Here is a 12,215-nt window from a genome sequence, read left to right as displayed (position 1 = left end):
CGACAGGGATGTCTTCATGCGTTTTTGAAATTTTACCCTGCTAAATACATAACTCTATAAATGCTGCTTACTCAGCTTCACTCTCGATAACATCCTTCAACGAGTGCGGATGCAGCTTGATACATACACCGTCATGTTTGAATGCATACGTTGGGTTAGACAGGCGCTCTTTCTCGCCTGACGGGCTGCTGGCTTTGACCTTGATGCCCTTCCCTGCTAAATCCCCCCATTGCTCAGCCAGTTGTGGAAAAGCTTGATCCAACGTGATTTTCAGCGCTTCTGTATCAGCAGCATTTGATGGAATTACAAACTCGACATGTTCCCAGCCTTCTTGTGGGTAGGCTTTGTCGCCCGGGTATGGCAATTCCAGCGCTTCAATCTGCCATGGGCCGCAGCTTAGCGGCTTGTCAAAACCAATCACCACAATCGGCCGGCCGTTGATTTCGTTGGTCGACCATTCCTTGCCGTAAGCCAGCCAGGTTTGGTGTAATTGTTCGGCGGTTTCCCAATCATTGACCCTCAAGGCAATATGGTCAGCCTGGTAATCGGCAAGCGATAGGCCCAACTGCTCCGCAAGGCGCTCAATTTTCGCCATAAAAGCTGGCAACGCGGCCAACATTTGCTCGGGTAACAGGCCCTTTTGTTCTAGCTTGTACATCTCTTTTCTCCGATTATTCACGCTGAGCGATTGAACGCATAATTATCCATAGTTTTCGGCTTGACAACAGCCCTTTCAGCATCGGCAAAGCCCTTGTGCTTGCTAGACTCCTGCATAATTTTCACCCCGCTATGGTTATTTAAAAAAAATCGCAATCTATTGCCTTTACGGCTTGCCAAAGCACCTAAATTTGTGGGTATTATTAGGGCAATGCAACCAGCGTATTCAAGATGTTTCCCCTCTTCCACTTCTGAGGCGGCCCCGTCAAAAATACTCACGTTATTAAATTATCACTTGGTGCTATCTTTATAGGCCAATGGTCGTGATTATTTTTGACGGTCATATCCCTTGAATACGGTGCCGTTTTTGCCTCGCCAATATGCATTTCATTTGGCGTTACAAACGATTTAAAGGATAAGCGTGTGAACATTCAAGCACTCATTAATGACAAAGTCTCTCAGGCGCTAGAAGCCGCAGGCGCACCTGCTGGCAGCCCTGCTGCAGTTCGCCAGTCTGCGAAAGCGCAATTTGGTGATTACCAAGCCAACGGTGTTATGGGCGTAGCCAAAAAACTGGGTACTAACCCTCGCGAGTTCGCACAGAAAGTTATCGAGCAGCTAGACCTTGACGGTATCGCTGAAAAAGTTGAGATTGCCGGCCCTGGCTTTATCAACATCTTCCTAAGCAAGACTTGGCTTGCCGAGCAAGCTGAGAGCGCACTGAAAGATGCACGTCTGGGTGTGGCGCAAGAAGAGCAGAAAACCATCGTGGTTGACTACTCGGCTCCAAACGTAGCAAAAGAAATGCACGTTGGTCACCTGCGTTCAACCATCATCGGTGATGCCGTTGTTCGTACTCTTGAGCACCTAGGTCACAAAGTGATCCGTGCGAACCACATCGGTGACTGGGGTACCCAGTTCGGTATGCTTATCGCTAACCTTGAGCGTGTACAGAAAGAGTCTGGCGAAGTATCAATGGAACTTTCTGATCTGGAAGCTTTCTACCGCGAATCTAAAAAGCTTTACGACGAAGATGCGGATTTTGCCGAGCGCGCACGTAACTACGTTGTTAAGCTGCAGGGCGGTGACGAGTACTGCGCTGAAATGTGGAAGAAGCTGGTTGACGTTACGATGATCCAAAACCAGCGTAACTACGATCGCCTGAACGTTTCACTAAGCCGTGATGATGTAATGGGTGAGTCAATGTACAACGACATGCTGCCAGGCATCGTGGCAGACCTGAAAGAAAAAGGTCTTGCAGTTGAAGATGACGGCGCTCAGGTTGTGTTCCTTGACGAGTACAAGAACAAAGACGGCGAGCCTATGGGTGTTATCATCCAGAAGCGCGACGGCGGCTTCCTGTACACCACCACTGACATCGCTTGTGCCAAATACCGTTACGAGCATCTTGGTGCTGACCGCGTACTTTACTTTATCGACTCTCGCCAGCACCAGCACCTGATGCAGGCTTGGACTATCGTCCGTAAAGCGGGTTACGTGCCAGAGGAAGTAAGCCTAGAGCACCACGCTTTCGGTATGATGCTGGGTAAAGACGGTCGTCCGTTCAAGACCCGCGCCGGTGGTACTGTTCGTCTAGCCGATCTGCTTGATGAAGCCGAAGAGCGCGCAGCGAAACTTATCGAAGAGAAGAACCCGGATCTAGACGCTGAAGAGAAAGCAAACATTGCCAACACAGTTGCAATGGCTGCGGTTAAGTATGCGGATCTGTCTAAGCACCGTACTACTGATTACATCTTCGACTGGGACAACATGCTAGCGTTCGAAGGTAACACTGCACCTTACATGCAATACGCTTACACCCGTGTTGCTTCAATCTTCAAGCGTGCTGATGTTGAGCTGGCTGATCTGACTCACCCAGTAGTGATCAATGAAGAGAAAGAGCAAGCGCTACTTTCTAAACTGCTTCAGTTCGAAGAAGCGGTACAGACGGTTGCCCGTGAAGGCCACCCTCACGTGATGTGTTCTTACCTGTTTGAGCTAGCAGGCAACTTCTCTAGCTTCTACGAAGCGTGTCCAATTCTTAACGCTGAAGAAGAAGTGAAGCAGAGCCGTCTGAAACTGGCGCTACTGACAGCGAAGACCATCAAGCAAGGTCTGGACCTTCTTGGTATCGAAACGCTTGAACGCATGTAAGAAAACGCTGACATAATTCGATAAATCTCTAATAATTCATAGCCTTCTAAGGTATCCTTAGAAGGCTTTTTTTATTTTCTGAAGCAATAAACCAACGTCAAACCAAAACGAACAACAATAATAGTCGTTGGTGTAGATGACCCGTAAGAATGGATGTTAGGTATGAATAACGACAGCTTTGCGAAATCAACGGAGATCCTGAAACAAGCCGTTCCTCTCATGATTAAGCATAAGGTACCCACGACCCCTACTAACTATGCCCTGTGGTATACCTATAGCTCTCAACAAAATCCCCAGCTCAATATGGCTCTCGACAGAGGTATTGAGTCAATCGGTAACTGCACCCCGACCCTTTGTGAAAGCATCTATCAAGATCACCTTGCTAGCCAAACCGATAGCGATGTCAAGCAGCTCAAGCTAAGCCTCACAGCGATGATGCAGGAACTGTCTCATAGCATGGCGGATACCCTGTCAGATACCAATAACTTCCACAATGCACTGGAAAGTACGTTTGGTCGCCTGGAGCAAGTTGGCAAGGAAGGGATCTCACTGGAAGAAACTATTGGCCTGGTCCGAGAGCTGATCCGAGAATCTCAGCAGATGCGGCAGTCTACCGGCTTGTTCAAGGGCCAGTTAGATTCTGCCCAGCAGGAAATCCAAACCTTGAGGGCTGCCCTGAATAAAAGCCAGCAACAAGCCAACGAGGATGCCCTGACCAAACTCTACAATCGCCGGGCATTTGACCAGGACATCCAGAGCTACCTTGATAATCAGATCCCAACCAGCCTGATCCTATTGGATATCGATCACTTCAAGAGCTTCAATGACGAGTTCGGTCATCTGATGGGAGATCAGGTATTGAAAATGGTTGCGAAAAGACTCACCGAGTGCTGCCGCGATTATGCCAAGGCCTACCGCTTTGGCGGGGAAGAATTTGCCGTGCTATTACCACATAAATCACTGCCATCGGCCCGTCAGCAAGCAGAAACCATGCGCAAAGCCATCGAGAAGATCTCAGTGCTCGACAAGAAATCAGGCCAACGGATCAATTCAGTCACAGCGTCATTTGGTATTAGCGCCTCTGAGCAAGATGAACACAGCGAGAAGCTGATAGAGCGAGCCGATCATTTTCTCAGCCAAGCCAAGCAACTCGGTCGTAACCGCGTGTTACCTATTACCTAGCCACAGAAGCCTAGTCACAGAAGCATTCACTGTGTGGTTTCCTCACTGGCCAAAACGCTGACCACCGCCATGAAGCCATTCCAGCTCTTCCTGAGTTGATAGCCTACCGAAAGCGGCGTTGCGGTGAGGAAAGCGACCAAAGCGTTTCACGACATCATGATGACTGACTGCATATTGGTAGAAGCCCTCAAACGTATCGATATGCGTCGGCGTCACGACCTGACGTAAGCGATCGAAACGGAAGACTGCCTCTTCCTGATCTTCAATCGCTTCTGAATGTTCCAGAGGTAAATAGAAAAAGACCCGCTCGATAGGTGTGAGCTGCAAGTCTTGGTTCTTCGCTAACCCTCGCTTACATAATGCCAAAGCCAGTGAGTCGTAGCGGAATGCGGCACTAAGTCCTCGGTAAATATTGCGGGTAAATTGATCCAGTAAAATAATCAGGGCCAAAGTACCTTTCGGCTCTTTTGTCCAATGGCTCAGCTCCCCTGCCCCGGCTTGGCTCACTAAGTGGCGGAAGCGCTCAGCAATCAGTTGATCGGTTTCTTCTCCGCCTCGGAACCATAATTTATTACGATCAGTGACCGTTACCTCTTCACCTATCTCGCCGAACCAAAAGTCCAGCACTTCTTGATATTGAGCCACCATGTATCACTCCCACATCGATCTTCGTCACGTTACCGCCAAATCTACATAGCGGCCAATCCAATACCACTGCCTGATCACAACCCAATCAACTATACACTGCTGAAAAATACTGACTGCCAAGGCAGAAAGCATTGCCACTGCTTTATATTCACACTATCTTACTGTCATCAGTGCAGCTCCTGATGTCTTTATCCTACCCTAAAGCCAAATTTTGGCTGGAGGTAAATATCCCAACGTGTGAGCAACACAATACAAATAAGGAATAACCCCATGTCGTTTACACTCCATCCGAGACTAGCCGCAGATACTACAATTATCGGCAATCTTCCCCTGTGTCAGGTATTGCTTTCTAAGGAAGCGCTCGGTCCTTGGCTGATACTGGTACCAAGAAAAGCCGATCTGCGCGAAATCCACCATCTGCCTGAAACCGAGCAACTTCAGTTGATCAAAGAGTCGAGCGCTGTCGCCGCCGTACTGGAAAAAGACTACCAAGCCGACAAAATCAACGTCGGTGCGCTGGGTAACCTCGTGCCGCAACTGCATGTGCACCATATTGCCCGTTTCAAAGATGATGTTGCTTGGCCGGGCCCGGTTTGGGGCAATACAGACGGTACCCAACGTGACGATGCCCTGCAGCAAGCATTAACCGAAGAACTCAGGGCTGAGCTAAGCCATATCGACGGTTTCAGCGCTGCTGAATAAAGCATAAAAAAGGCAACCCTAAGGTTGCCTTTCTTCTAGATACTGCCTGCTATCCACGCATTACCGTGATAGAAAGCTCATCGGATTTTAGCGGTCGGTACCAAATCTCTTTGGCCCCCTGGCAACATCCATCACTGTCGCAGCCGACCAGCTCCTTGCCCAACTTGCCTTTGCGGATCCACACCTCCAGCATGGCCTCGACACCGTCTTCCGACATACCGAACCGCATTGCCAATGCCTTGCGACTGGCGCGCCCGTGTTGCTCAATATACTGTTTCAGCTGCTGCAGGATCATTGTGTTACCAACTCCTTCGCTTGCATCTGCTGGCCTTTACGCTTGAAGGTAATAAACAAGCCAGCATTGATAGCGGTGAAGACACCAATCCACAGCATGCTCGTTGCCGGGTGGTCAGCAAAGTGAGCGATCTGGTAGTAGTACGTCGCGAAAGTATAAGCTAATAGCATGGTGTAGCCCGCAATGAACAGCGAGTACTTCTGGCCGAACTCACGTACGTAGGCACCCATAGCGGCTGCACATGGCGTGTAAAGCAGAATGAAGATCAAGTATGCCATTGCTGCTGCAGAGCTAACAAAGTGGGCTTGGATATTGCCGAAGATTGAAGCATCTACTTCCTGCTCTTCAGCAGCCGCAGCTTTATCTTCCAGTTCACCAACAGTGATACCCAAAGGATCAGAGTAGCTAAGATCAGCAAGGTTGGCACCGATACTGCCTACCGCTTCCTGAAGGCTGCCCATCAGGTCGTATTCGGCTTCTTCTTCACCCGAGGCTGGTGCGTACAGGTTATTCAGAGTACCGACTACCGCTTCTTTTGCAAAGATACCGGTTAGGATACCCACAGTAGCAGGCCAGTTATCTTCTTTCACACCAATCGGAGAAAGGACTGGGGTAACAATCTGGGCGGTTTTCGCCAGAACTGAGTTAGGGGTATCTTCGTTCCCGAACGACCCATCGGTACCCAATGAGTTGAAGAAGCTCAGAATCGCCACAACAACGACGATTGTTTTACCGGCACCCAGTACGAACTTCTTCAGTTTCTGCCAAGTCTTGATACCCACGTTACGCAGTGTCGGCATTTCATAATCCGGCATCTCCATAATGAAGCTATCGCTGCTACCCGGATATATGGTGTGACGTAATACCAAACCCGTCAGTACCGCTGCAACAATACCCAAAATATAAAGACCAAATACGACATTCTGACCATTTTCAGGGAAGAAGGCTGCGGCAAAGAGTGCGTATACAGGTAGACGCGCACCACAAGACATAAATGGTGCCATAGCAGCAGCGAGCTTGCGCTCACGCTCTTGCTCCAGCGTACGAGTTGCCATGATAGCTGGTACGTTACAACCAAAGCCCAACACCAACGGGACAAATGCTTTGCCAGGTAGGCCGACTTTCTGCATCACTTTATCAAGTACAAATGCTGCACGTGCCATATAGCCTGAACTTTCAAGCATCGCCAAAAATAGATACAGACAGGCAATAACAGGAATAAAGGTTGCTACAGTCTGAATACCACCACCGATGCCATCGGCAATAACAGTGACCAGCCATACTGGAAGGTGATCATCAAGCAGGTAATGGCCGCCATCGACAAGAAGAGCGCCAGCACTGATATCGAAAAAGTCGATAAATGCACTACCGATGTTGATGGAGAACATAAACATCAGGTACATCACCACAAAGAAAAATGGGATACCAAAAGCACGGTTGAGCAATACAGCATCAATCTTGTCGCTTAAGCTACGGCTCAGCTTACCTTCTTGGCGGCGAACCTTGCTGCATAGCTGATGCAAGAAACTATAACGTACGTCAGCCACCTGGATATCAGGGTCAACATCCACCATCAGGGTATTTCGGACATTGCACACCTGATTCTTTTGCTCTTCTGACAACTGGTTGATCACCAAGGTATCATTTTCCAAAGCACGAATTGCCTGGGCACGGCTATCTAGTTGGGCGTCGGTAAAGAAGGTTTCAGTTTCGGCAATAGCTTGCTCAAATTGGGTACCGTAATCCAGTGTCAGTTCATTAACTGCAATACCCTGCGCCAGCATTTTGTGCAGCTGGGTTTTGAATTCTGCGACTTGCTTGAGGTTGTTCGCCGACAAGCTCATCACCGGACAACCCAGGGCTTTTTCCAACCCTTTGATGTCTAGCTTCTGGCGCTGACGCTCGAGCACATCCATCTTGTTCAGCACCACCACCATTGGGCGGCCCAGCTCGCGAAGCTGCAATGTCATGTACAGGCTACGCTCAAGACACGATGCATCCACAACATTGATAATCACGTCTGCAGGCATGGTCAAGATAGCTCGGGAAGCAATCGCTTCATCCAAACTGTTCACGTCATTTGCGCTGTCAAGGTTATAGATACCAGGAAGGTCAGTCAGTGCAAAGCTGTCGCCTGCGCAGTCATAACGGCCTGTTTTCTTCTCAACCGTAACACCGGCCCAGTTACCCACCTGCTGCTTGGCGCCTGTTAGGCCATTGAACAGCGTGGTCTTACCGCTGTTCGGGTTACCGACTGTCAGAATACTGTATTGCATCAGTTCACCTCCACATCAATACTTTCAGCAAGTTGTTTACGCAGAGCAATATCCACGCCGCGTACTCGCACCTGAAGCGGATCCCCAAGCGGTGCCACACGAATCACACTCACTGGTGTGTTCGGTAACATCCCCATGACCATAAGCTTTTTGCGGGTAGCTGCTGGTAAGCCAGCTAAACTGGTTACCCTTCCTTCAGCCCCGCATGACATTTCTGACAGTTTCATTCTAAACCGCTACCCTAAATAAGAATAATTAGCATTAATACTTTCAATGTTACAGATTGAAACACATTAAGTGTTGTTTTAAATCAATAAATGACTCTCATTTTTGCATTCATTGATTGCATTATTGACATGCGGCACATTTCCAGCCAAACCGGCTAAAAATCAGCACCCAAAAAGAGGAAGGAAGCAACAAAGTCGTTTTAAAACAGTAATTTAAGCATACCATTCACAACTAAAATGATATTAAGCACTGGCATAATTTCGGGAATGGGAAAAGTCGTAGTCTGAAACGACACGTAACTGACCGTGATATAGCCAGGTAGCCATATCACGGTTATTTATTCTACGGCAGCGCAACTGGCGAAGTCAGAAGGGGTGTGCCCGCTATACGCCTTAAAGCTGGCACTGAAATAAGAAAGATCCTTGAAGCCGCATGACAAGGCGACATCAGACACTTTATCCCCTTGTTTGAGCATCACTGCCGCCTGCTCAAAGCGGAACAAAGTCACATAGTCTTTAAACGACGAACCAAACTCTTGTTTGAAGCGCCGCTGGAAAGTCCGTTCTGACATAGTCAACGCTTTAGCCGCTGCAGAAGTACCGAAGTCAGGGTAATGGAAATGTTCGGCAACCAATTTCTGTACTGCATTTTGCCATGCCTCATCCCCTTCAGGCTGTTGCGAACTAGCCTCAAAATCAGGTTGAGGTAAACTGCAGTTACTAAACAAGCGGCCCACCTCATAAAGGGCAGTCTGGGCATCTATCGGTTTATACAACATCCGCTGCGCCAAGCCACTCTGTAAGCGAGCCTGACAAGTCATATCACTGTGCTCACCCAGCAGGACGATAATTGGGCCTTGTTTTCCAGCGAGCTTGGTGGCGAGGTGCTGCAACAAATTCTCTTCCGTTTTATCCAGCAGGCTATTATCAACCATCAGCATATCCGGGAGGTTATCCCCCATCATGATGCTCGCCTCATAACTGTCTGCCGTATGAGTAACATAGAAATGCTTGGCTAATAATTTACTCCAACTGGAGCTGGCTTCACTGCCATCACCGGCGATCAGTATCCAGGGTAAGTGCTCTCCATCCTCTCCCTCTTTTACCGATCGGTTCAATCCGGAGCAATGCAGGGGAAGACGAATAATGAACTCACTGCCCACCCCCTGGTAACTAATCACAGAAATGGCACCTTGGTACTGCTCCACCAACTGCTTGACCGTGCTCAATCCCAAGCCGAACCCTGCTTCGGGGTTGAACTGTGGATCTTCCTGGTAATAGCTATCAAACAGATGGGCTTTGGTCTGCTCGGACATGCCACGGCCAGTATCGCTGACCGAAATAACCAGTTGGTGCTCACGCTCTTTAACATTGACCGTGATCCCCCCTCTGCTGTCTGTGTATTTCATGGCATTCGACAGCAAATTACCCAACATAATTTCAAGGTGGTATGGTGCCAAGCAAATTGAAGTATCGGCTGATATATTTTCCTCGAGGCAAAGCGCAATCTGTTTCTTTTCAGCTTCAACCTGCCAACTCATACAACAAGCCTGAATAATAGGGCTGACCAACTGCTCACAGGCTTTGTCTGGCTCAACCTGGGCAAACACATCACGAGACAGCAGCTGATCTGCTACATGTAATGCATGGCCAAGGTTCTTCTCAGCTATATCGACCTTACTGGGCGCCTGGCAATAAGGGCGAAGATCTGACAACAGCCCAAGCGACAGCTGCAAAGGCGTACGCAATTCGTGTGAGAGCTGCGCCATAATGTGCTGCCTGACATCCAAAATCCGTTGCAGATGGACATTGCTGGCACTGAGTTGCTTCTTTTGCAGCTCAATTTTGGCTGTTTTTTGGAAAACGGCCTGTTTCAGTTGTTGGGCCTGATCTTTAAACACCTTACTTCGCCAGTAAAACAGCACCAATACCAGTAGTAAGGCAGATAGCACTAAAAGACCTATCAGTGCTTGATAAATCCGCCAGGCAGGTTGAACCCTGAAGACATAGCTTAACTCCAGTGAAGTGTTATCGCCAGGCTTCACCCGACGCACTTCCAGTGTGTATCGCCCAGCAGACAATACGCCGACAGGGAGTAAGGGCTGAGTCGCTATCTGCCACTCGCCGGCCTGTTCATTTTCGTCTACCAGACGATATTGATATAACGTCGAACGAGATGGCGTTGTCTCTAGCTTAAAGGCAATAGTCGAACCATAGGGTAACCGTCTAAACTGACTCCATGAGTCCCCCAGCGGCCAGATATCGTTATCCACCCAAACAGCACTCAGAGCCAATTTCGGTTCGGCAGGAAATTCATCAAAAAGGGCATCATGGGATATACTCAACAGCCCCTGACGGTAACCTAGCACCAGCGCATTCACATCATCTTGCAAGCAGGCCAGAGAGCCGACATCCTCCGGCAACAAGCCACTATTGAAACTCAAGTGCTGTTTTAACTCGCCATAATAACTGATGAATGACAGCCCACTGCTAGAAGAAAGCCAGACACCGTTGTTCCCCCCAACAATGCAATGGGGCTGGGCAAAATCGGACGACAGCTGAACATCCTGCAGCTTCAAAGGCTTTAGCGTCGGTGAGACCTGCAACGCATAGTTTGTCGCAATCCAAAGTTGGCCCATTCGATCTTCATAGATATCGACAACACCGCCACGATTTTCACTCCCCGGTAAAAAGTGCAGCATACCTGCATCAAATTTATACATACCGAAGGTTGTACCTACCCAAACCTGATATTCACTGTCTTCCAAAATATTGGTGATCTGTTCGCCACCAACGGGATCACGCAACCAATGGCTACCAAATGGCATCCACTCTCTGAATTCGGGCCAATAGCGATAAAGACCACTTTCGTAACCCACCCAAAGAGAATCAAAGTGGTCCACCATAATTCGGCTCACCGATGCCGCTTGGATATCCGTTGGTAAATCAACATTTTGTATCCTTGACTGACTGATAGTATAAGTCGCGATACCGTCTTCTTTTAGAATCCACAATTGATCGCCGGACAAAGCCAGCTGCTTGATATTACCTAAGCTTGCAATATGCCTTACCACCTCAAAAAGCGGTGATACTTCAAATAGCCCATTGTCCGTCGCCAACCAGTAATGTCCGTTGCTACCATAAGCAATATCGGCAATGAATGAAGCATCTATCAGCCCTTCTCCTTTACCCAACCTTATGCGGTTGAGCAGATCAGAACCTGCTGGTAGCTGGCTTATTCCCTCTGGTGTTGATATCCAGAGTGCACCTTGTTGATCTTGGTGGAGGCCCAATACCCGGCGACCTGGCAAAGCGTATTTGTCATGGTCAGACGGCATGAAGTGTGCCTTTGTCTCCAAGTCCGCCCCCATAAGGTACAGCCCCATGGTACTTCCGACCCACATGCCTTGCGTCGTAGCTTGAAGACTCAGTACCGCAGGCCTCCCCTGTTTCTGCAATGGATGTATAACACCCTCTCTGCCTTTGATTACCCCTTGCCGGGTACCAAACCACAGTTCTCCCTGCATGTCTTGCTCAACTGCCGTGACATTGTGATCTGGAAGTAATTTTGTTGGCGGTATCGAAAACGAAAGATATTCGTAAACACCTTGCTGTGCGGCCACATACAAGTGATTTCCAGCGACATATAATCCCGCTAGCTTGATCGGATGGGGAAAAGGAAGGAACTTCGCGTCAGGCTCTAAGTCCGATAATTGATATAGTCCACGCCGGTTAGCAAACCATGCAGCGCCACCCAAACCGACAACAGATTCAATAGGAACCTGGCTGATATTGTGCCTTTCGAGGCTGGCTGTTTGCGGAGAATAAGAAAAAGCATGGTTGTCTTTCACCAGCCATAACGTGTTATTAACCAGAGCAACATCGGTCACACCAGTTACCGGCTTACCCGTTCTTTCAACAGCAGGTTTGAGGTTGGTGCCATCATAGAACAATAACTGGCCACGGATATCCACCAGCCAAAAGCCCTTATTGGTATCATCGACGATTTTACGTACGGACAAAGTACTTGGTCCGCTGAGATCCGGCATCGAACGAAATAGATAACTCGACGCA

At 48.7% G+C, this 12,215-nt stretch carries 9 protein-coding genes; 3 read left to right on the top strand and 6 right to left on the bottom strand.

Translation table 11 applies throughout. From position 1 onward, the window contains the following. Positions 1-67: 67 nt before the first annotated feature. On the bottom strand, positions 68-658 hold the full coding sequence (locus ACXAD4_RS04900; protein ID WP_475239176.1) for a VOC family protein: 591 nt from the start codon (positions 656-658) through the stop codon (positions 68-70). Between the two features lie 422 nt (positions 659-1,080). Between ACXAD4_RS04900 and argS the strand changes: the two genes are divergently transcribed. Then, entirely contained in the window at positions 1,081-2,811 is a 1,731-nt protein-coding gene (gene argS, locus ACXAD4_RS04895; RefSeq protein ID WP_475239174.1) for an arginine--tRNA ligase, read from the top strand. Positions 2,812-2,973: 162 nt separating this feature from the next. Continuing rightward, complete coding sequence (locus ACXAD4_RS04890) at positions 2,974-3,993, top strand: GGDEF domain-containing protein (RefSeq protein ID WP_475239173.1); 1,020 nt, start codon at positions 2,974-2,976, stop codon at positions 3,991-3,993. A 42-nt stretch (positions 3,994-4,035) separates the two neighbouring features. On the opposite strand, the gene ACXAD4_RS04885 is transcribed toward ACXAD4_RS04890, so the two are convergent. Further along, on the bottom strand, positions 4,036-4,641 hold the full coding sequence (locus tag ACXAD4_RS04885; protein ID WP_475239172.1) for a DUF924 family protein: 606 nt from the start codon (positions 4,639-4,641) through the stop codon (positions 4,036-4,038). A gap of 270 nt (positions 4,642-4,911) precedes the next feature. Here ACXAD4_RS04885 and ACXAD4_RS04880 point away from each other — a divergent pair, with 270 nt between their 5' ends. Then, entirely contained in the window at positions 4,912-5,343 is a 432-nt protein-coding gene (locus tag ACXAD4_RS04880; RefSeq protein WP_475239171.1) for an HIT domain-containing protein, read from the top strand. Positions 5,344-5,392: 49 nt separating this feature from the next. Here ACXAD4_RS04880 and ACXAD4_RS04875 read toward each other — a convergent pair whose 3' ends face one another. The 4 genes from ACXAD4_RS04875 to ACXAD4_RS04860 all read right to left on the bottom strand — a co-directional run bounded on the left by ACXAD4_RS04875 (position 5,393) and on the right by ACXAD4_RS04860 (position 12,163). Continuing rightward, positions 5,393-5,638 carry a FeoC-like transcriptional regulator gene (locus tag ACXAD4_RS04875; RefSeq protein WP_222548789.1) on the bottom strand — a complete coding sequence of 82 codons (246 nt, stop codon included), beginning with the start codon at positions 5,636-5,638 and terminating at the stop codon, positions 5,393-5,395. Continuing rightward, on the bottom strand, positions 5,635-7,914 hold the full coding sequence (gene feoB, locus ACXAD4_RS04870) for a Fe(2+) transporter permease subunit FeoB (RefSeq protein ID WP_475239169.1): 2,280 nt from the start codon (positions 7,912-7,914) through the stop codon (positions 5,635-5,637). The genes ACXAD4_RS04875 and feoB overlap by 4 nt, the downstream gene beginning before the upstream one ends. Next, complete coding sequence (locus ACXAD4_RS04865; protein WP_475239168.1) at positions 7,914-8,141, bottom strand: FeoA family protein; 228 nt, start codon at positions 8,139-8,141, stop codon at positions 7,914-7,916. Before ACXAD4_RS04865 ends, feoB begins: the two co-directional genes overlap by 1 nt. Positions 8,142-8,479: 338 nt before the next feature. Next, positions 8,480-12,163, bottom strand: coding sequence for an ATP-binding protein (locus ACXAD4_RS04860; protein ID WP_475239166.1), 3,684 nt, complete (start codon positions 12,161-12,163; stop codon positions 8,480-8,482). Between the last annotated feature and the right edge of the window lie 52 nt (positions 12,164-12,215).

Source organism: Photobacterium sp. AWH4_225 (assembly GCF_056158405.1).
The sequence above is the reverse complement of the archived record's forward strand: the minus strand, read 5'-3'. Positions and strand labels throughout refer to the sequence as shown.

Coding starts and splice junctions, on each gene's coding strand:
- ACXAD4_RS04900 (WP_475239176.1), bottom strand. CDS start 658: ATGTACAAGCTAGAACAAAAGGGCCTGTTACCCGAGCAAATGTTGGCC.
- ACXAD4_RS04890 (WP_475239173.1), top strand. CDS start 2,974: ATGAATAACGACAGCTTTGCGAAATCAACGGAGATCCTGAAACAAGCC.
- ACXAD4_RS04885 (WP_475239172.1), bottom strand. CDS start 4,641: ATGGTGGCTCAATATCAAGAAGTGCTGGACTTTTGGTTCGGCGAGATA.
- ACXAD4_RS04880 (WP_475239171.1), top strand. CDS start 4,912: ATGTCGTTTACACTCCATCCGAGACTAGCCGCAGATACTACAATTATC.
- ACXAD4_RS04875 (WP_222548789.1), bottom strand. CDS start 5,638: ATGATCCTGCAGCAGCTGAAACAGTATATTGAGCAACACGGGCGCGCC.
- feoB (WP_475239169.1), bottom strand. CDS start 7,914: ATGCAATACAGTATTCTGACAGTCGGTAACCCGAACAGCGGTAAGACC.
- ACXAD4_RS04865 (WP_475239168.1), bottom strand. CDS start 8,141: ATGAAACTGTCAGAAATGTCATGCGGGGCTGAAGGAAGGGTAACCAGT.